The following is a 21,182-nucleotide window of genomic DNA, read 5'->3' on the forward strand; positions in this document are numbered from 1 at the left end:
AGAGTGGGGATCATGAGAACACCGAACCAACCGATGTAAAGACGGTTATTGGTGCTGGTTACCCACTGACAGAACCGCTCCCAAACGTTGGCGCTTTCGCGCTGTTGAATGGTGGTTGTCATGGTTTGATAATTTCTAAATCTAGATAATGGATGATGATGGGAAAGTCCTAGATTAGCTTTCCGCTAGGTTTCATTATAGGGGGTGCATTACAATTTGTAAAGTGTTTCTGAGAATTTTTTGAGGGGAGAATGGAAGAGGGGAGGAAAATTACTTATAGTCCGGCTTATACTCTAGTTCCGACTTATGAGTGTTTTAATTGCTGTGGTTATTGCAATTTCCGCGAGGATCCGGGGGTGGGGGATTGGTTGAGTTTGAGGGAGGCGGAGGGGATTTTGCGATCGCTCCAAAATTCGGGGGTGGTGGAAATCCTGATTCTCAGTGGGGAGGTTCACCCCCAAAGTTCCCGTCGTGGTGCTTGGTTTGAGCGGATTTATCAGTTATGTGAGTTGGCGTTAAGTTTGGGCTATCTCCCCCATACCAATGTGGGGCCGTTGAGTCGGTGGGAAATGGCAAGGTTACGAGAGGTCAATGTTTCCATGGGGTTAATGGTGGAACAGGTGACTCCTCGCTTGTTGGAGACGGTGCATCGACTAGCACCCAGTAAGCGGCCGGAGGTGCGGTTACAACAGTTGATTTGGGCGGGGGAGTTAAGGATTCCCTTTACCACGGGCTTATTGTTGGGGATTGGGGAGCAGGAGGAGGATTGGGCTGACAGTTTAAGGGCGATCGCGTCCATTCATGAACAATACCAACATATTCAAGAGGTGATCCTGCAACCCCACAGCCAAGGGGCAACCCAGAGTTATGAGGGGGAGGCAAGGGAGGAGGGGCAATTGTTGCGGGCCGTTGCCTTAGCCCGGGAAATTTTACCCCCAGAGATTACCCTGCAAATTCCCCCCAATTTAGTGGGGGATGGGGCAATGTTGCGGGCCTGTTTAGCGGCTGGTGCGCGGGATTTGGGGGGAATTGGCCCCAAGGATGAGGTCAATCCCGATTATCCCCATGTTCAGGTGGCGGCGTTGCAGGAGGCGATCGCACCGGATGGCTGGCAATTAGTGCCTCGTCTTCCTGTCTACCCCCAATATTTGGGTTGGTTGTCGGAACCGTTACAAGGACTGGTTAAACCATCTCCCCCCTTGAACCCCAACCATCACCACGAATAACAACGGGGTTAACCAATCCCCCCAACGGACATAAAGGGTTTGAGTTTGCCGACGGTATAGAGTGCCGATATAGGTTTCATAGCGATTGATGCCGGAAATCCAGAGGGTGCGGCCGTGGGGATCAACCCAAGCGGAATATCCGGTATTCGTAGCACGGGCGGCCCAGCGATCATTTTCAATGGCACGCATCACGTCTTGAGCATGGTGTTGGGCGGGCATTACTTCGCTATAGTGAGCATTATTAGAGGCGGTGAGGATGAATTCCCCCCCTTGTCGGGTTTGGCGGCGGAAATGGTCTTGAAAGGCGGACTCGTAACAGATGCCCACAATGGCTTGACCGAAAGGAGTTTGTACAATTTGATCCGGTTTTCCAAAGGCTAAATGAGCGTCGAGGGGAGAGAGACGGTTAATAAAGGGGCTTAAGAGGGACTCAAAAGGAATATATTCGCCCAGGGGGACTAATTTCACTTTGTCGTAGCGGTGTAAGACTTCTCCTGTGCCGCTGAGGGTAAATAAGCTGTTGGTGAGGCGATCGCCTTTTTGACCAAATCCCCCCATCCAAACTAACACGCCTTGGTTTAACACCGCTTGATAAAAGGAACGAGTCTGGCGAAACCGCTCATTCCAGATGAAGGGTAAGGCCGTTTCTGGGGTAAGCACCGCCTCCACCCCCTGACGAGTTAAATCTAAATAGCCTTGGGTGTAGCCCTCAATGGCTTTTTGCCAGCCAGCCGGATACAGTTTAATCTCGTTGGGAACGTTGCCCTGAATAATGCCAATGGTTAGGGGATTTTGGTCATTTAACGGGCGACTATAAAGGGTAAATCCCACCAGATGCAGCACCAGACAACAACTGAGCGCCCAGCCCAAAGCCTGCCAACGACGAGAGAGTAACCCCTCGGCGAGGATACCATTGACTAAAACAATGGCCGCCGTTACCATACCAGATCCCGACAGTTGCCCCAGATGAAGGATGAACAGATTATGGGGGCTTTGGGTATAGGCTAAGGACGACCACCACAAATCCCCGGAACGCCAGATGGCCTCTAAAACACACCAGAGGGCAATTCCGGTCAAAATTCGGCTCAACGGGGCTAAATAGGGCAAAATTGGGGCAAATTGGCTCATTTTTGCCGGGGGATGCACCCGGTTTAACCAGCCCATGCCCAAAGCCCAACCCGCGACGAGGGCAGCCCCCCAAGCGGTGATAAATAGCCAACACAACAGGGCAATGAGCAAACTAGCGAGCCAAGGGACTCCCATCCAAGTCATGGGGTGAATTCCGGTGATCCAAAAAAGGGCTAAACCGTGATAACCACAGCCCCAAACGAGGCCATAGAAGATGGCTTGTCGGGGAGTCCCCCGCACCACCGCCCACCACAGGGGAGCTAGGGCAATCCAAGCTAAGGGAAAGGCTTCGAGGGGGGCGGGGGTGAAGCCCATTAATAAGCCCCCACAAAGAACCCAGCCTAAATCTCCTTGTAATTTTTGTCCCCATCGGGTGAGCCTTTTACGCCACATTAACGATCCTCCCACGGTGACAACCAAGGACAAAGGTCTAACAACTCTTGGGGACTTAAACCGATTTGTTGCGCCCTGGCATCAAGGGGGATGGAGGGAAGGCGACGACTGGAGGCTGGGGGAATTTGTTTGGGGGGGGAGATGGGTTCCGGGGGTAAGACATGAACAACGGTTTGCTGTTCTAAATCGTTCACTTTGTCGTTGAGGGAGGTGATTTTACCATTGAGTTTAGTCACCGCCCGAGCTAGTTTTTCCAGTTTCTCGTCGGTGGAAGATTTTTTGGTTTTGCCCAAAAACTGCGCGATCGCCATTTTCATCACATCATTCCGGGTGAGTCCGTGGCGTTGGGCAAAATCATCCACTTCAGCGAGCCAATCCTCTGGCAACTTTACCCCAATATTTTTTAAGGTCATGGATTTAGAACAAAGGTGAACAGGAATTCAGGACTATTTTAGCGGATACATTTACGCGACATTTATCTGCAATGTCGGAGAGAGTTAACCGACCCATAGTGTATCTTTGCGATGGACTCCCATCAAGTCACCCCTTGCCCAGTCTGGAACAGAAAACCAATCCCATTCCAGCCAGTCTCTCCTTCCAGTCTAAACTCCAGTTATTAGTTAACCAGTCGGAATTTTGCCAAAACGGGAAGATGATCAGAAGCTTGTCCAATGTTCTGTAAAACCTTAGAGTTAACTAATTCCAATGAGTCGGGAGTATAAAAAATATAATCCAGTTTAACCGTTGGTTCATTAGAGGGAAATGTTTTCATCTCTGGCTCATTCATGGCTTTTTCTGGCACAACAGAGCGAATTTTAGGATGATTTAATAGGAGTTGAATCGTTGAATCAGGAGCATCTGGAGTTAAATGGGGATCACTATTAAAATCCCCCATTAATAACACCGGATAGTCTGTTTCATATTGTGCCAGTATATCAAGAACGGCTTTAGTTTGGCGGCGACGAGTGGGAATCTCAAAGGCTTCTAAATGAACATTAATCACAATAATAGGTTGTCCATTTATCTCAATTTCGGCGATTTGTGCCAGTCGATCAAGATAAAAAGCCTTGTAGAAAAAGGGACGGTTTTCCACCGGGCTTAAAACTAGGCGCTCATGATGGCGAATCGGGGATTGACTCAGAATAGTTTGACTGGAAAGAATGCGGCGAAAATGGACGCTAGGGGGCCAGTAGGGGAACGGGAGATAGTTTTTATCCCAATTAATGGCGATCGCACCATAAGCCATCCCTAACCCCTTGCTGAGAGCCTCCACTTGATGGACTTCATAGGAACGGTGAGAGGGCAGATCAATCTCCTGTAGCCCCATAATATCAATGTTTAAGGGTTTGAGCGTCCCTAGAACTCGCTTTAAATTCTCCTCAAATAGTTCTCGTGGGGGACGGGTGGCCTCATTATTAGTTAAACCTGACAAATACCCGATATTGTAGGTCATAACGCTAAAAACGGGCTGCTCTTTAGTTGGGGTAAAAACAGCATCATCCCGCACAATTTCCGCATACTTTTCTTGCGGGTAATGTGCCGCACTCGCCCAAAAAAAGAAGAGGATCAGGGCTAGGATGAAAACGCCTAAAACCAGACCCCAAATCACCAGTAATTTATCTAGCGTTTCCATTTGAGTTTTGTAATCCACAAGAGAAAGCAAAGGGAACAGGGAATAGTATACAAGGGTTACAAGGAGCTTAACGTATTATGAGAAACTGCTCTGAGAGTTGATCAATGATTGGGAACCGCTATAATCCATTCACCTTGAATTCCTGTAAAACCATCTGTTGGATAGTGGCTAAAGGTTTTTGCCGTTCTCTGGCAATTTTGGCACAATCTTCATATTCCGGCTGTATATTGATGACATCTGTTCCCTGACGGGCAATTTTGACCCGCACTTCACCATAGGGGGTTTCAACCTTGCACAATTCTCGTGCTAGAATCCGGCGAGTTTGTAGACGGGAACGAATGCCTAAAGTAGTGGTTTCTCGAAATAAAATGTCTTGACAATCCTCTACCGTTTCCGGGTGACAAATTACCGTAATAAGATGACCTGGGCGGGATTTTTTCATGCCGATGGCCTGAGTGAAGACATCTAGCGCCCCAGCTTTCAACAGTTCCTCGCTCGTGTAGGCGATCGCTTGAGGGGTGAGATCATCCACCTGAGTTTCAAGCACCGCAACGGTTTCCGCCTCCGTCTTTTCCTGACGTTCTCCAATCCAGAGGCGCAAAATATTCGGCATCGACAGATCATGATCCCCCGCCCCTAATCCCACTCGGCCTAACTGCATCGCTGGGATCGGACCAAATTGTTCCGCTAAAGTGGTGACAATAGCTGCCCCCGTGGGAGTCACTAATTCCCGTTCAATGCCATTGCTATAAACCGGAACTTGGCGCATTTGCCACAACTCCAACACCGCCGGGACAGGCACAGGCATCCGGCCATGAGCCGCTTTTACCGTTCCTCCTCCCGTCGGTAAAGCCGAACAGTAGAGCGTTTCAATCTCTAAATAATGCAAGCCCAAACAAGTCCCCACAATATCCACCAAGGCATCCGTTGCCCCCACCTCGTGGAAATGCACCTTTTCCGGGGCGACACCATGAACGATACCCTCTGCGATCGCCAACTGTCGGAAAATTTGCAAACTCCACTCCTTCACCTGGGGGGGTAACGTCGCCCCTTGAATAATTTGTTCAATCTCCGGTAAATGTCGGTGATGGTGATGATCCCTCGTCATCACCTTAACCTGAACCTTCGTCGCCCGTTGACCTTGCCGTAACACCTCTTCAGACCACAATTGACACTCTTCCGCCAATCCCAAAACCTGTAACAGTTGATTTAACTCCTGCCAAGGCAGCCCCGCATCCACCAAAGCCCCCAAACACATATCCCCAGCGATTCCCGTGGGACAGTCAAAATAAGCGATTTTCCCCATTGATTTGTCAGATCCTTACTAAAATCGGTATACGATGAATGCTTTTACAATTATTGTGCAGATTTCTTTCGTCTTAGGAAAGCTCACATTAACCATTTTCTCCCCTCCTTTCCCCCTTTATTCTATGGCTACCCTTTATAACATCCACCCTCAAAATCCCCAAAAACGCAGTCTCGAAGAAATCGTAACCGCCCTGAGAGATGGGGCAATCATGTTATATCCCACCGATACCGTTTATGCCATCGGTTGTGATATGAGCGTTAAATCGGCGGTACAACGGGTCAGACAACTCAAACAGCTTTCCAATGATAAACCCCTCACCTTCCTATGTTCCTCTCTCTCTAATATTTCCCATTATGCTTGGGTCACAGATCATGCCTATCGCATCATGAAGCGCTTGATTCCAGGGCCTTATACTTTTGTGCTACCAGCCACCAAATTAGTCCCCAAAATCGTCATGAATCCCAAGCGCAAGACCACAGGTATCCGGGTACCCCAACATCAAGTTTGTTTAGAGTTATTACAAGCCTTGGGCAACCCGATTATTTCCACCTCCGCCCATTTACCCGACGAAGACGGCGAATTTCCCACCCTTGACCTAGAACGGAGTCGCTTTTTCGATACCCTCGAACCCTTGGTAGACCTAATTATTGACGATAGTTCAGACCCCGGTCATCAAGTATCCACCATATTAGATTTGACCAGTGAGAAACCTTCTGTGGTTCGGAGAGGTCTTGGATGGGAAGCGATGGAAGAATGGTTAGTCCTAAGTGATTAATCTGGGTCAAAATGTCTCCCACAACAGAACGGAATGGGTTTACGGATGTTTTGCAGTCTGGCCTCCAGTTTCTGAACTGTCTCCATTTTGGGGATAGGAGAAGTGGCGGAACAGATTCATCGCCCCAAGGCAGATCGGCTGAAAGTTAGATGAGCATTGAGATTCGCGCTTCTTTGCCGATTGTGCCAATTGTCAGGGTGTATCACCGGATCACGCAAGCTTGAGGTTCTGACACAAGAACCCCCCAGGGTCAAAGCGTGACCGCGTAAAGTCAAAGTATCAGGAACAGGAAAACGCCAACGGTTCAAGCAATGGCTGATTTATTTCCCGAATCCTGAAACTTGATTTGTTACTCTGTCGTCTGTTTTAAGGGGCATTACCATGCAAGCACACACCTGTCACTTTGTATCACAATCTACCGATCCCACCACGACCCATCCGGAAAAGCAACAATCGCCCTTAGAGTTTGTCTTGCTCGAAGAAATTCGCGATCGCGCTGGATTATCTGGTCGTTCTGCTCACGCTGTCGCCCACCGTATCGCGGAAGAAGTGCGTCGAGTTTGCAGCAAAAGCGATCGCATCCAAGGCTCCGGGGAAGTCCGCACTCACTTACTTTATTTAGGCTACCACCGCTTAAACAAATGTCTTTCCTACTTTAAATTAGGCGCGAAACAAGGCCGCGTCGAACTGCACAGCAACCTCAGCGTCATGGTATACCGTCATATTGCCCCCACCCGCTTACAAATGGGGTTCTCCGGTCGGTATAACTTGATTGAAGACTTTTTACAGGATTTCTATGTCGAGTCCTTAAAAGCCTTCCGTCGAGAAAATGAGGTAGCTGAAGACTACCAACCCCGCACCCAATTGGAATTAGCGGAATATATGGCCTTCACCGAACAATATGCCAAACGTCGGATCACCTTACCCAACGGCTACGCTCAACAGTTAATCATCCTGAGAGCGCAAAGTTTCTCCCGTCGTCAACCCAAAGAAACCAGCGTAGACCTTGAACAAGCGGTAGAATTCGCCAAAGATGAAGACGCGCAAGCTTATCAACGCTCGGCCACCGTCCAGCAAGTGCGTTCCCAAATGGTCGCCGATACCCCAGATCCTTGGGAAAACGTCAAACGCGACCGGGTGATTGCCTCCCTGTTTGAGTACCTGAAAGACCAAGGTCACTCCGACTGTGCCGACTACTTAGCCTTGAAACTCCAAGACCTCCCGGCATCAGAAATTGACGAAATCTTAGGCCTCACCCCCCGTCAACGGGACTATCTGCAACAACGGTTTAAATACCATGTGGACAAATTCGCCAGAACCACCCACTGGAAACTGGTTCATCAGTGGTTAGATGCAGACTTAGACCAAAAATTGGGGATGACCTATGACCAGTGGCAACAATTTCAGAGTCAAATTTCTGAAGGTGATCGCGAACTCTTGGCCCTCAAACAAAATCAAGTTAGTGACGCTGAGATTCAAACCCGCTTGGGGTGTTCCGCCAAAAAATTACAAAAACGTTGGACCGCACTCTTGGACTTGGCCTCCAAAATGCGCAACGAGGCCCAATGAAGAGGACAATCCCCCCCGTGGGAAGGGGGGGACAATCAGGGGCATTCTACCCACCTTCCCTCTAGTCCTAGCCCCCCTTGGGGGTTTTTCCCGTCCATCAGGGCGTTACCACACTAAAGATAATCTGCGTAACTTGTCCTTGATTATTGCGAAACAATTCGAGGACAAATCCCCCACCCATCTCCGGGTCGGTTTCATCATACAAAATGCGCTCTCGGGTTTCTTCGGTAATCCGATTTAATCGCATTCTTCCCCGACTGAGCATCCGAGCATAATTCAACGCCTCACCACGGGAGAGGGCAACATTAGGGGTCAGAATCAATTGAGCGTATTCCGTAGACGCGCCTATATTCGTGACCGTGGCATTATTGAATAGATATTGACGGCGATAACTACAATACCCCGGTAGATTGTAAGTCTCGCAAGCATCCGACCAAGTGGGAATCAATTGTAGGGTTGTGGCATTAAAAGGGCGATCGCGAAACCGAGTTTCCGTCGGTACCGTGACAAAATGATCCCCTTCCACCACCAACAGGGGAGACGTGAACGAAGTCGCCGTAGCAGGTGGAATAAACCCCCCAATGACCAAGGCCATCACAGCAACTGAAAAAGTAGAAAGAGAAAGCATAAGAGAAAGTAGTAAAAACTCAGTAATTATCCCGATCTTAACCTTTCCTCTCGCAATTGACTGCCACAGCCCCCCCTCACCCATCCGAATATATCGACTTTTGGCGACTCCCCAAGGGGGAATATTAAGGCATACTAAAGAATAAATTAGCGCGATCCAACTATTTTTCTTTTTTAAAAACTTAATAAGTATCTTATAACTCACCCAAGGATCTCACCCAGACCTTGAAGGCTTTACACAAGACCCGGTGCAAAAACCTAGCGGCAAACCATCAAAAGCAGGACTGAACTCATGGCAACTAAAACCCAAAAGAAACAAGACCCAACCCATCAAGCCTCCCAGACTCATTTCAACCCCTCATCTAGTGTAGCCGTTCAGTCCAAACCCGAAACCCAACCCAGTGTAGCCGTCCAAATGAGCCGCGCCGCCCAATTTGGTCATAGTGTTACAGGAGTCCCCGTCCAAGCTCAATTAGTCATCGGAGAACCGGGCGACAAATACGAAAAAGAAGCCGATACCGTCGCCGCCCAAGCCGTGCGGATGAAACCCCAAAACACCCCCATCCAACGGCAAACCCAACCCGACATGAACATCTCCAGAGCCGACATGGGGGACATGGCAGACATGGGAGACTTGACCTCAGAAGGAGCAGACTTAGAAAGTCAAGGACAAGACATTGCCGCAGAAACCACCGCCGCCGCAACCGGAGAAGAGGGAGCCGCCCCCCAAGACATGGCCGAGGGAGGGATAGCCCCCGAAGAAACCGCCGAAATGCTGCCCCCAGAAACCAGTGAGCAACTCGAAGCCGCCAATATAGACCCCTCATCTTCTAGCAACGGGGAAGGCGGAGAAGGCGGGGGAGACTCCCCAGAAGCCCGCATTCAAAAAGCCATGAGTAGCGGTGGCACCCCCTTACCCGAAGACGACCAGCAGAAACTACGGGAACGTTTAAAGATCGCCAATCCTGAAGCCATTGTCATTCATACCGACCCCGAAGCAGACGAACTCTGCCAAATGATGAGCGCTCGCGCCTTCACCACCAGCAATCATATCTTCTTCGCCAACGGGGAATATGGCAACGATGAACTGCTATTCCACGAAGCCACCCACTGTATCCAACAAGGAGCCGTTACCACCACCGACAGCGAAGGAGAAACCCCACAGCCCGAAGATGGCGCAGAAACCATGACCCCTCAAGAGGGAACAGAATCCCCCCTTGAAGAAGCCGTCATGACCAAACCCCAAGAGCATCCCGTCATCCAACGGGAAGAAGCTAAGGAGGAAACACCCGCCGCCGAAGCTCCCAAAGCTGAAGAACAAGCGCCAGCCGAAGAAGAATCCGAAGAACAAAAAGAAGCCAAAGCCGAAGGAGACGCGGCTCAAGAAAAAGGGAAAGAAGACGAAGACAAAGCCAAAGAAGAAGGGGGCGGCGAAACCCAAGCCGAAGAAGAACAAGCACCCACCGGAGAAGGGGGCGAGGAGGCTGGTGAGCTACCCGAACAAGCCGAGATAACAGACGGCGGCACTGAGGTAGAAGAGGCCAACGTAGAGATGTCAGACATCCCAGAAGAAGGGGAAGTTGAGGTCGAAGTTGATGATTTTTCCCATCTGTATTTTGGACCGACCAAAGAGGCAGAACTCCCCGGGTTTGATGAAGAAATGAAAGACCATGAAATGTTCCAATCGGCTAAAGATAAAGATCCGGGGGATGCCGATTTTTGGTCACAATTTGGGGAAGGCTACGATAGTCAAGCTTTAGTTGCTGAGAAATTTAGTGAAAAGGGAGTCGGAGTAGACAAAGCCTCTCTGATTATGGGAGCCTTTGGCAGTGGCATCCTAGAAGCGGCTCTTTCGGCAGCGATTTCCGCCGGGTTGTCTGCCTTAGCTGAAAAGGGCATGGAAGCCTTTGCTAAGAAGTTCCCCAACGCGGCGGGTCCGGTGGGAGAAGCTATTGGCCCCATTATGACCATTGCCAGTTTTGCAGTGGACCCGGAAGGATGGTGGAAAGAGAACATTTTGGTCTTTGGGGATCATGCTAAAGCGATTACCGGGGCTTGGTCAGGTTTAGGAGAAGGAAGTGTTTGGAATCGTCTCGCTTCTTTCATGGAATTAATCTTAGGGGTTATGACCTTTGTGAAGCAGATTATCACAACGGTCAAAAATATTCTGGATCTGATTTCTGCGATTATGTTTATCTTGGGCTTAATTTCTATAGGGATTGGCGCAGTTTTAGCTGCTTTTGTGTTCACAGCACCCGCCGCCCCACCTTTTAAAGTTGCGGGTGCTTTTCTGAAAAAAGGTGCAGCCTTCCTACAAAAAATCACCAAAAAACTGGGACTGATTGAAACCCTGATTACCGCAGCCAGTCTACCGCCTCGTGCTTTGGCGGTACTTTTCCGCACCATTGATATTGCAACTTTTGAAGGAGATCCGGAAGAACTGTTAGAAAAACAACAAAAGCTGAAAGGTCATGTCAAAAGTTTAGTGGCGGATGGTATTTCAACTTATCAAAGTCGAGATGATATTAAAAAAGCTGTCTCGAAGAAACCTGCGCCTAAAGATCCGGAGATTGAAACCATTTTTGGCAAAGATGCCAAAAATGAGACAGATTTTCAACAAAAATCTAAAAAACTAAAAGAGTTTGAGGAGGCTAATCCCAACTTTGCCACGAAGGTGGAAGATTATGAAGAAAGCGAAACCTTTGGCAATTTGTTTGCTGAATCAGATGTTCAAAAAAATTATGGGTTAGAGAAAAAAAAGGCTTTTGAAGATTGGACGAAGCAACAAGAGTTACCCGGAGACTTAGCCAAAGGTTTTCTAGGTGAGGGCGGGGCTAGTGAAACAATTGCTAAAGCTGCTTTTATGGCCGCCGGGAAAGGGGATGATGAGTCTGAAAAATATTTTTCTACGGATGGACTCGCTGGCAAGGCTGGGGAATGGGTTGGAGGTAAGGCAGAAAATTTAGGTGGGGCGAAGGATAATTTGACCATTCAAGTTCTGCAACAACGAATTATTCAGGGGGCGGAGGAATTGCCTGCTCCTCCTGATGATGATGTGGTAAAAATTAATGAATCTGCCGCCGCCTATGAGGATTTGGAGGAAGAAAAACAAGCACTGGCGATTAATAAGGGTATTAACCAAAATCTTAAGGCGCAAGCGGCTGAATCTTCTATGGGAAGTCAGGCTTTAATCGAAGCGGTGGCTGTCAATCAAGCCCAAATTGATCAGTATCACGCGGATGTTGCGGAAAAACAAGTCCAACAAGATCAGGCGGCGGCGTTAATGGCTGAGGCGCAACAGACGGCGGCTCAGGGACAAGCACAAGCGGCGAATGTGGAGGGGATGACGAAGGGACAGCAACCCCATATTGAAGGCGGGATGAAAGAGGATGCGGCGAAGGATGTTGATGGGGGTGCGGCGGAGCCGGAAGCGGCGATTGGCGGTTCTGGTCAGAGTAAGGATGATTTGAAAGAAACGGGGGGAGCTTCGCAGAAGGGAATTGCCGGGATGCAGGCGAATAAGGGTAAGTTGGCTCAAGCGGATTCTGCGGCTACGGCTCAAGATAATGAGTTACAAGGTTTCCGGGAACAGAAAGAACAAGATGTGGCGGATGCGGAAGAGGCGAAAGGGGATTCTGATCAGTTGGATACGGAAATTGATGAGGGTTTGGATATGTTGCAGGCGCAGCAGGATGAATTACTGGCGGAGCGTCAACAGTCTATTACGAATATTCAAATGTGGATTGTGGAGCATAAGGCGAAGAAGCAGGAGATTTATGATGATTTGGAGGCCACAGAGGGGAGCATTGGGAAGGGTAAATTTGAACGGGATAGTGGGGATGAGGAAAGTGAAGATGAGGGAGATGGGCCTTTTGCGGGGGTGAAGTTAAGTGATTTAGATTTGAGCGGAACAAATTTAAGTGGGATTGATTTCACGGAGGTTGATTTAAAGGGGGCTGATTTAAGTGATACGAATTTGTCCAATGCAACGTTGACGAAAACTCAGTTACAAGGGGCGGATTTAACGGGGGCGGATTTAACGGGGGCGGATTTAACGGAAGCGGATTTAACAGGAGCAACGCTGGATAATGCGACGCTGGATAAGGCTAAAACTGAGAATGCTGTGGGTTTGAGTGTATAGTCTTAAGGAGAGCAACAGATTGACACTCTCAGGTCTAAAGACGCTGAGATTCTTGAATAGCCCAAAGATTGAGCTTCAAAGGCGTAGTCAAAACACCTCTACTGATTCCACTCAGGTCAAGCCCAAGTGTTACCGCTACCTTTCTTAGGATATTGGAAGCACCATTACAATCAGCGTTGATTAAAGAACCGTCTGCTGACTGAAACAATCCTCTTCTAATACGCTTACCTGAAGATTTCCATTCATCGGGTTTTTCACCATATACAGGAATCTCGTCAGCATCTAAAAAACTGGATTGAGAAGTATAGCTTTCTTCGGTTTCAACCAACTGAATACCGTATAAAGAACACAAAGGTTAGAAGGCATGGGAACAAAAAACTCACTAAGTCCAAACCATGCTTTTGTTTGTCTGCCTAGTGGCAATCTTATCTGTCGGTCAACTAATTTTAGACAACGGCGGGGGAAGGAAACAACCTGATACCCACTTCTTCGATAATTCGGGATTCTAGGTTTTTGTTCTAGTTCACCATTCTTGAACTTTGAAAGCAATTTAGCAAAAGAGCTAATTGATTCTCCTACAGATAGGCAAGTTTGAACAGCCGCTTCAGAAGAGAGTGCCGAAAAGTGACGGTTTTTTCCCATTTCATTAACAAGATCAAACCCAGACACAAACCGAAAACATTTCAAACAAACGTTTAACAATTTTAAAAGTCTTGCCAAAGCGATAAGCTCTTCTCAGCAAGGTTTTAAGTTGTAGCCAAATGGCTTCAACTGGATTACATTGAGGGGCATAAGGAGCAAATTTGACACAGGTCACTCGCCAATCTTCTGCTTTTTTCTCTCCGTTTTGCTCTCTCAAAAATTCCTTCATTTCTTTTCCTTGATGATATAGCTAGTCCTAATGAGACGTGAACTCTGGGCTATTGTCCTATGTCGATTCCAGGCGAGCCTTTTTTACACAACTCAAATGGGAACGCTATAGTAGTGAAACGGTCAAAAAATAGATCGAAGACCCTCATCATGCGGTAAATTAAAAGAACACGGGGAATAAATTCCCCTGAGTCGTTTTTCCTCTCAGGTCTAAAGACACTGAGTTTCCAAACTCCCACCCTTTTCTTATGAATCGTTTTTCCTCAGAACCTGCCTCGAATGAGTCTGTGATGGCTGCTTTGGTCGAATTGGATGGTCAACTGATGACTTTGGCTCCTGAAGAAGGGGGGCAACGGGCGGCGGTTTATTTACAGAAGGCTATTTTGTACCTGAGTTTGGGTGACTGGCAACAAGGGGCTGCGCAATTTGCTGAGATAGCCCAGTTGGCGGCAGCAGAGGGGGAAAGTTTGCCCCTCGCTCAAGCGTTGTATGCTCAAGGATTAGCTTTGCAAGGGTTGGCGGCGACGGATGAGGGGGGGGAATCACGCTCGGAATCGGTTTTACAACGGGCGGCGGAGTTGTTTGAGCAGTTGGGACAGCAAAATGTAGCTCAGGAGATTCGCCAGAGTTTTGCTCCCGATGGGTTGGCGTTTCAGCAGCAAGTCCGGGAGTTGAGTGCTAATCCTGAGCAGTTGCAGGCTTTTTTGGAGGATTCGCCGGATGTTGAGCGGTTTTTTGCTCAGGTAGACCGGGCGCTGGAACGTTTTGGCCGGACGATTGATGGTTTGCTGAATAATCCGTTGTTGGCGGAGATTGACCCGGAAACTCGGGTGGATTTGTTTTGTTTCCGCGCTCAGTGGTATGAGGCTAATGAGCAAGGGGAAGCGGCACAAGGGGACTGGGAAAGTGCGATCGCCTATGCCGAAGGTCTGAATCGTCCTGATCTACTCGAAAAGATACAGGCACGACAACGGGGACAAGGTGATCTCTTAGAGGATTTCCCCAGTTTTGACCCCCTTTCGGCACTGGAGGAGAGTTTACGTCAAGGTCTTTTACCTGTTAATGATGAACATTTAGAACAAGCCATGATTGCCTTACAGAATAATCAGTGGCAGCAGGTTCTGGATTTTGCCATCCTAGCTCGGAAAAAGGCTTTAGTCGCTGATAACCCAGACCGCTATACTCGGTATTTATGGGCTTGTTTGTTGATGACTTTAGCCCAGGAAGGGTTAGGGGATGATGTGGGTGCGTTGGAAAGTTTATTGATGTGTAAGGCGACGTTGGATCAGTCCTTAGCCAGTGCATCGGGTCAACAAGTGAATCAGTTTGTTGAGGGCTTAGAGCAACGTTGGGGGTGTAGTCGGTTTGAAGAAGCCAAGGCAGGGTTTAAACGAAAAATGTCGGAGAGATGTTCATAGAAAGGATTATGTCTAGCTCATTTTGGATTCAAGAAGGTTCTGATTTTTTGCAGCAGGTTTCTCAGTTGGTTCAAGAAGCAATGGGACAATTAACGGAGGATAGCTATTCCGCCAAAAACAATGTTAAGGATGGGTTAATTTTTCAGAAAGTTAAAAGTTTTTTTGAACAAAGACAGTGGAATTATCAAGTTATTCCTAATCAAAATAGTTTATATTTCACCTATCAAGCTAATGGGCAGAAATGGATGGTCTTTTTTGTTGCTCATGAACCTCAAAAACAGGCTGTAGTGTATTCGGTTTATCCCCAAAAAATACCGGAAGCACAGCACTCCAATGTGGCTGAGTTTATAACCGGACTGAATTATTATTTACTGATTGGGAATTTTGAAATGGATCTCGGGGATGGGGAGTTACGCTATCGCACTAGCCTTGATTGTAAAGAATGCCCGGTGACTTTTGCTTTATTGCAGCAAGTATTAGTGACGAATCTAAATATGATGACTCGTTATTTTGAACGGATTCAAGGGGTGATAGAGGGACGGATATCTCCTCAAGATGCGATCGCTTCGCAACACTTCGCGAACGCCTAACATCCCGGGTTCGTAGTTGCGCTTCAGCGCCAAATCGGGAGCCGGGGAGCGGGAGAATGTCAGAATTAATCATCTAGACGATATTTACCCTGTTTTTGCATCTGTTCGCGGTAAATCAAGCGGGCCTTGAGTAACTCTTCTTTCCCCCAACGTCCTTCTAACCCATTGAGAAGTTCTAGAATAGGCTGACCGGCTGTTTTGCCCAAGTAATGCTCTAGGGTTTTTTTACAGTTGAGCAAGACTTCAATGGTGGCCGGGCGATCGTCTAATCCTTCATAGGCTTGGGCTAAAACTAGAGAGGCTAGGGTAAAACGGAAATAACGTTGGGGATCTTTTGCCTCTAGGGCTTGCTGGCGTTCTTGGAGGGCTAGGTCTAAAGCTGTTTGCCACTGACCTGCTTGTAAAGCCGCCTCTGTATTTTGACAAAATTGGAGAGTAGTACCAATTTGATAGAGAGCAGAATAATTGAGTTGAGTGGCTTGTTGGGTGAGTCCTTCCGCCAACTTTTGGCTTTCCTCCAGAGTCCCTTCCCCTAAACTCAGGAGGTGGTCCACATTAACCGAGTTGAATAGCTCATCAGGAAGATTAATCAGTTGATGGATTTGAGTCCGATAGTGATTTAACAAATCTTCTAGCAGGCGATTTTCTCCCCCTTGACCAGACTGGGCGAGGTAGTCGAAGACAGGGGACAATAGCTCAGATTCGCTGTTTTCACCGGGGGAAAACTGACTCAGGACAAAACTCAGAAGATCCAGATCCTCCGTTGTTCCCGCGAGGGTGAACATCGCCTGAATATCCCGCGAGGCTTTCTCCCATTGACCCCCTTGTAAATAGAGTCGAGCGCGTTGATGGTAAAGTTCGAGGATCTGACGGACTTGAGTTTGGGGGTTTAATTGCGCGATCGCCTCCGTCAAGCTTTGCACCTCAGAAGACTGATCAATCAAACGTTTCCGCAACTGCTCCATCTGTTGTTCAGCCTGTTGTTGGAGTTGCAGATTGCCCACCTGAGCAAACAATTCAGCAGACTGTTGGAACACCTCAAGGGCGGCCGACCTTTGGTCTGGCAGAACCGCCAACATCCCCCCCTGAGCATAGCAGGCTTGCGCTTGAATTTCCTTTTGGTTGGCTTGGGCCGCCAATTGAGCGACTTGACCATAGGTAGCAGCCGCTTGGGCCCATTGATTCGCCTGAAATTGTTGATCCGCACGCTGAAGTTGTTCAAAAATCCTGATCACCCTTGGCTCAACCTCCCCAAAAGTTTTTAACTTCTCGGCTAAAGCTTGTTGCGCTTGGGTCAGGAGGGTAAAGGCATTATGAATAGTCATATAGCGTTTCCATTTGAGTTTTGTAATCCACAAGGGAATAGGGAATAGGGAATAGGTAATAGGTAATAATTCTTAATTCCCCGACTCCTGCTCCCCTGCTCCCCCGCTCCCCTGCTCCCCCTCTCCCGTTATCCATTTAACTGAGCCTCCTCCAGTTCTGTATCCTTCAGGTCTGCATCCGTTAAATCAGCATCTTGGAAGTCTGCACTACCGAGAAGGGAGTGGACTAATTTTGCACCCATGAGTAACGCATGACTAAAATCAACATCGCTTAAATCCGCATTACTCAGATCCGCCCTGGCTAAGTTAGCTCCGGCCAAATTAGCTCCTGCAAGTTCTGCATCCACCAATGTAACTCCACTCAGATCGGCTCCCTCCAAATTGGCACCATTCAAATTAGCCCCAGTCATATCCGTGCCACTCAAATCAGCCCCACTCAAATCCAGACCTGACCCAGACTCATCAGGGGTGGTGGCTTCTTCTTCTCCATCACTCCAGCCCAAGGTTTCCATAATCCCCGTGAAGAACGTACTAAATTCTTCTTCCCAGACTTGAGCCTCGGCAATAGCCGCCTCTCGGTCGGCCATCAGTTGATCCCGATTGCTTTCACTATTGCTTTGTTCCTCTTCCGCTAACACTTGACCCTCATCCAACGTAGCTAGGTCTTCTTCCGATGCAAGCTGTTGTTCCTCAAACTGGGCTTGCATTGCTTCCATTTCAGCATCATGTTGTTCGGCCTCAGCACTGGCACTATCCAGTTGACTGATCCGCTCCTCGGCTAATTCACCACTCGCCTCTGAAGCATTGCCCATATTTTCGCCCGCTTTTTGTTGACCATCTGCATTGCCACTGACATTAGTTTCTGGGTTAGAAGCACTACTGCCCTCGGTATTGACGGCATTATTCCCCCCAGTTTCCTTAACATTTTGATTGGCCCCCTGAATGGCTATCACAAAGGCAAAGGCAATATTAATGGGGATTAAAATGGGCCAATAAGCAGCCATCACCCCTAAATACTGAGCAGCTAAAGCCGTTCCCATACCCGCTTCTGCCCCTAGGGTGTCATTGACCGCTTGACGTTCGGCAATGTCGGCTTGATAGGTCGCGATCGCCTCCCGATTAGCCGCGAGAGAGTCTTGAGCCGCCTGATTCCCCGCCACATTTTCCTGAAGCAGGGCTTTTTCCTCTTCTGCGCGCTGAATAGCCGCTTCTAAAGCCAAGCGCTCTCCCTCATTCTTCACCATCCCAAACGCCGCCGCATCCACTCGTTCCGGTGCATCCATCGGGGGTTCAGGCATCTCTCCCGCCCCACCCAAAGCCTCATACAAAGCTGCCGCAGAGCGATAACCCGTTAACGCTTGTTGATCTTGGTCTGGATTTTTAGAATAGTTCGCTAACCAACTATCTTGATACTTTTGTTCATTTTGAGCGGTTTCCTCATCCGTCTCACCGCTCTCAGCGCCAATCGCAAATCCCGTTGCAGCCGCCCCTGCCATACCCCCCAAGGACTTGTCACCACCGGGCATATAATCGCTCACCACTGGGATTTGACCCAGCCAAGCATTTTCTCCACCTGATGCGAAACTTTTCTCTGCCCCGACGTCTTTTTTTTGAGTCTTTTGAGCCGCAAACTCCGTCCCAATCGCTATGGCATTACCGGTCATACTTTGGGTAGAATCCCGCAGGGCCGTTTGTTTAGCAATCAGATCATCAATACTCCCTTCACAAGTCAAAATATCTAAAGCCAACGCCTGCATATACATTAAGTTCAGGCACACTAGGAGGGATTGCAGCATAGTCAGGGCGATCGAGAGAGGCGATAGAAAGCCGTTTAACGTATCGAAGAACCCCTTAAAAGTAGTGGCCCAGGGTTTAAAGACCGTTAGTGCATACATCCAAAGTTGGTTACCGACATTGACTAAGGTCGTTCCTACACTAATTAATGACGTACCCGGTGGAATGCCCACCCCAAAAGGTAGGGGCATCAAAGCGTTTCCCACACTGATCAGGGCTGTTCCGACAAGGGCTAAGAGTTTACCAATGGCGGTAAATAAAATATCTAAAACCGTGAGAACCCCCCAAATAATCCCACAGATGAGAGCAGCAATATTGACCAAGTTCCACACAAACTGAACAACTTTCACCACCAGATTGGTAATGCCAATAATGCCTTTGAAGTAATTGGCAATCCCCTCCCAAGGGGTTTTAGCATTGAGAATCCCCCCGGCCGCCTCCCCAATCCCTTTGGCATCATCCGCCCAAGATCCCCCAGCCAGTGCGTTCGCCCAAGCCTCTGGACTTGCCCAGCCTTCTTCACTATTTCCCACCGCACTCAATACCGTAAAGGTTGCTAGGGCATTGTTCACCACTGGGAGTTTATTGCCAATCGCTCCCACCCCCAAGGCTGTCACCCCACTAATCCCTCCTTCAACCGCCCCCGTGAGTAGACCTTGACCAATGGCATCCCCAATCAATTCTCCTCGGTCTACCTCCGGTTGAGGAGCCTCGGGTTCCCCCCCATCAAGTACACTCTTAAAGAAACTGTAGTTTCCGACCTCCTCATCCCATTCAGGCACTTCATTCGGTTGGGTGGCTACCCAGCTATAGTCAAAAGGATCTTCACCCGGTTCAGGAACATCAACCTCATCCTCCAACTCATCCAGATTGGCTTCTGCGGTTTCCCCGTCTGTGGGAATCCCACTGCTGGGAATCATGGCTTCTGGATTGAGGGTAGGTGCATCCGGAATCCCCCCTAAAGTCTCCTCTGGTCCCGCCTCCGCCACCATCCCAGAGGTTTCACCTACCGCATCCTGAGCTTCACCCCCGCCATCTTTCTCGGCCGAGTCAGCCCCCTCTTCGACCGCTTCTCCTTGTTCTGACCCTTGTTCCTTGGCATTATCCGCTTGCGCCCCGGCCTGTTCTTTTTGTTTTTCCTCCGCTTCCTTGTCGGTGGCCGTTTTTTCTCCTTCCTCCCGTTGCACCAACAGCCCACTCAAAGCTTGGGGATTGACCTGAGCCATGGTCATCATCGCTTCTCCTTCACCCCCCACAGTAATGGGTTGGGTTTTTTCGTCCTCGGCGGCTTTTTCCCCACCGGGGCGAACCTCTAAAGACGTTGCTCCCTGTTGAACGGTGTGCCACGCTTCATGGAATAACAGTTCATCATCCCCCCGTTGTCCTGCCCCAAAGAAGATATGATTCTCCGTCGTAAAAGCTAAGGCTCCGAGTTCTCGACAAAGTTGATAGGATTCCTCGTCATCATGGACTTGAATATTTTCTGGATCTTCAATTCCTAAATAGTTGCGGAGGGATTCTTGTTCCTCTGGAGTGGGGGAGCCTCCACCACCACCCATGGCTTTTTGAATACGCTCTTCTAGGCTGGGTGGTTGTTCTCCTGCTTCTCCAGTCCCAGTTTCCCCCCCTTCAGTCCCCCCTGTCGGTTTTTGCTCTTCCCCTAGGGCTTCTCCCATTTGATCTTGAGTTTCTGGCGAGAAAGTCTCACCCATCATGTCTTTCTGTTCTTCAGAGGGGGCCTCTCCCTCTTTTTTGGGAGGAGGAGTTGCTTCTGCACCCCCTTCTGCCGCTCCTCCTGCACCCCCAGTTCCCCCCTCTGCTGCTTCGGCTAAACCCCCTTTCTCTCCGAGGGCTTCTGGGGCTTTCTCCCCTTCTCCTGCCATTTCAGGGGGCTTCTCTCCTCCCCCCGGAATTTCCGGGGCTTTCTCTCCTCCTCCGTCAATTTCCGGGGCTTTCTCTCCTCCCCCAGCCACATCTGGTAAGTCAGCTGCTAACTGTGTTTCTAGGTTGTTGGGCTGATCTGGGAGAGTCGTGGGGGCTGTGGGATTGGTTTTGGCTTGTACGGTGCTTTGTTCCGAGTGGTGCTTGTCTGCCACGGCTTGTGCGGCGACGCTATCGGCTTCTTGTTCATATTTATCACCGGGTTCCCCAACGACTAATTCGGCTTGCACTGGAACCCCTGTCACACTATGACCAAATTCTGTGGCGCGACTCATTTGGATAGCTAAACTGGGCTGAAGTTCAGGTTCACACTGAATGACTGAATCAGACTGCGGTATAATAGAATAACTGGAGGCTTGTTGTGATGAATCTTTTTGGGGTTGTACAGTCGTTTTCATTGATTCAGTCCTTTAATAGATTATCAGCTATAAAAAACCAATAAA

Annotated in this window: 14 protein-coding genes and 2 pseudogenes; 6 read left to right on the forward strand and 10 right to left on the reverse strand. The window is 48.9% G+C overall.

The window, feature by feature from the left end; all coding sequences use genetic code 11:
- A pseudogene (locus K4A83_RS22870) lies at nt 1–122 on the reverse strand (photosystem II q(b) protein); the annotation flags it as partial.
- 129 nt (nt 123–251) lie between these two features.
- On the opposite strand from K4A83_RS22870, the gene cofG reads away from it, so the two are divergent.
- On the forward strand, nt 252–1,226 hold the full coding sequence (gene cofG / locus K4A83_RS07210) for a 7,8-didemethyl-8-hydroxy-5-deazariboflavin synthase subunit CofG (protein WP_265263792.1): 975 nt from the start codon (nt 252–254) through the stop codon (nt 1,224–1,226).
- Here cofG and lnt read toward each other — a convergent pair.
- The 4 genes from lnt to larC all read right to left on the reverse strand — a co-directional run bounded on the left by lnt (nt 1,170) and on the right by larC (nt 5,686).
- Nucleotides 1,170–2,747 carry an apolipoprotein N-acyltransferase gene (lnt, locus tag K4A83_RS07215; protein ID WP_265263793.1) on the reverse strand — a complete coding sequence of 526 codons (1,578 nt, stop codon included), beginning with the start codon at nt 2,745–2,747 and terminating at the stop codon, nt 1,170–1,172. The genes cofG and lnt overlap by 57 nt on opposite strands.
- Nucleotides 2,747–3,160: a ribbon-helix-helix domain-containing protein gene (locus K4A83_RS07220; protein ID WP_265263794.1), complete on the reverse strand. Its 414-nt coding sequence runs from the start codon at nt 3,158–3,160 to the stop codon at nt 2,747–2,749. Before K4A83_RS07220 ends, lnt begins: the two co-directional genes overlap by 1 nt.
- Nucleotides 3,161–3,363: 203 nt before the next feature.
- Nucleotides 3,364–4,398 carry an endonuclease/exonuclease/phosphatase family protein gene (locus K4A83_RS07225; protein ID WP_265263795.1) on the reverse strand — a complete coding sequence of 345 codons (1,035 nt, stop codon included), beginning with the start codon at nt 4,396–4,398 and terminating at the stop codon, nt 3,364–3,366.
- A 100-nt stretch (nt 4,399–4,498) separates the two neighbouring features.
- Nucleotides 4,499–5,686 (reverse strand): nickel pincer cofactor biosynthesis protein LarC, encoded by a 1,188-nt coding sequence (larC, locus tag K4A83_RS07230; protein ID WP_265263796.1) that lies wholly within the window; start codon nt 5,684–5,686, stop codon nt 4,499–4,501.
- Between the two features lie 124 nt (nt 5,687–5,810).
- On the opposite strand from larC, the gene K4A83_RS07235 reads away from it, so the two are divergent.
- Both K4A83_RS07235 and K4A83_RS07240 read left to right on the forward strand, forming a co-directional pair.
- Complete coding sequence (locus K4A83_RS07235) at nt 5,811–6,464, forward strand: L-threonylcarbamoyladenylate synthase (RefSeq protein WP_407809936.1); 654 nt, start codon at nt 5,811–5,813, stop codon at nt 6,462–6,464.
- A gap of 381 nt (nt 6,465–6,845) precedes the next feature.
- A complete protein-coding gene (locus K4A83_RS07240; protein WP_265263798.1) occupies nt 6,846–8,033 on the forward strand; it encodes a HetZ-related protein in 1,188 nt (395 codons plus the stop codon).
- Nucleotides 8,034–8,130: 97 nt separating this feature from the next.
- Here K4A83_RS07240 and K4A83_RS07245 read toward each other — a convergent pair whose 3' ends face one another.
- A complete protein-coding gene (locus tag K4A83_RS07245) occupies nt 8,131–8,661 on the reverse strand; it encodes a hypothetical protein (protein WP_265263799.1) in 531 nt (176 codons plus the stop codon).
- Between the two features lie 291 nt (nt 8,662–8,952).
- Here K4A83_RS07245 and K4A83_RS07250 point away from each other — a divergent pair, with 291 nt between their 5' ends.
- Entirely contained in the window at nt 8,953–12,801 is a 3,849-nt protein-coding gene (locus K4A83_RS07250) for a pentapeptide repeat-containing protein (protein ID WP_265263800.1), read from the forward strand.
- Between the two features lie 34 nt (nt 12,802–12,835).
- Here the strand turns inward: K4A83_RS07250 and K4A83_RS07255 are convergent, their stop codons facing one another.
- Both K4A83_RS07255 and K4A83_RS07260 read right to left on the reverse strand, forming a co-directional pair.
- Nucleotides 12,836–13,129, reverse strand: a complete 294-nt coding sequence (locus tag K4A83_RS07255; protein WP_265263801.1) for a hypothetical protein — start codon at nt 13,127–13,129, stop codon at nt 12,836–12,838.
- Between the two features lie 327 nt (nt 13,130–13,456).
- Nucleotides 13,457–13,690, reverse strand: a pseudogene (locus tag K4A83_RS07260) (IS630 family transposase); the annotation flags it as partial.
- Nucleotides 13,691–13,919: 229 nt separating this feature from the next.
- Here K4A83_RS07260 and K4A83_RS07265 point away from each other — a divergent pair.
- Nucleotides 13,920–15,089 carry a soluble NSF attachment family protein gene (locus K4A83_RS07265; RefSeq protein ID WP_265263802.1) on the forward strand — a complete coding sequence of 390 codons (1,170 nt, stop codon included), beginning with the start codon at nt 13,920–13,922 and terminating at the stop codon, nt 15,087–15,089.
- 8 nt (nt 15,090–15,097) lie between these two features.
- On the forward strand, nt 15,098–15,679 hold the full coding sequence (locus tag K4A83_RS07270) for a YbjN domain-containing protein (protein ID WP_265263803.1): 582 nt from the start codon (nt 15,098–15,100) through the stop codon (nt 15,677–15,679).
- A gap of 65 nt (nt 15,680–15,744) precedes the next feature.
- Here the strand turns inward: K4A83_RS07270 and K4A83_RS07275 are convergent, their stop codons facing one another.
- Complete coding sequence (locus K4A83_RS07275) at nt 15,745–17,004, reverse strand: hypothetical protein (protein WP_265263805.1); 1,260 nt, start codon at nt 17,002–17,004, stop codon at nt 15,745–15,747.
- Between the two features lie 128 nt (nt 17,005–17,132).
- A complete protein-coding gene (locus K4A83_RS07280) occupies nt 17,133–21,137 on the reverse strand; it encodes a pentapeptide repeat-containing protein (protein ID WP_265263806.1) in 4,005 nt (1,334 codons plus the stop codon).
- Nucleotides 21,138–21,182 lie beyond the last annotated feature (45 nt).

Origin of the sequence: Spirulina subsalsa FACHB-351 (assembly GCF_026130165.1) — a bacterium.
Lineage (GTDB): Bacteria > Cyanobacteriota > Cyanobacteriia > Cyanobacteriales > Spirulinaceae > Spirulina_A > Spirulina_A subsalsa_A.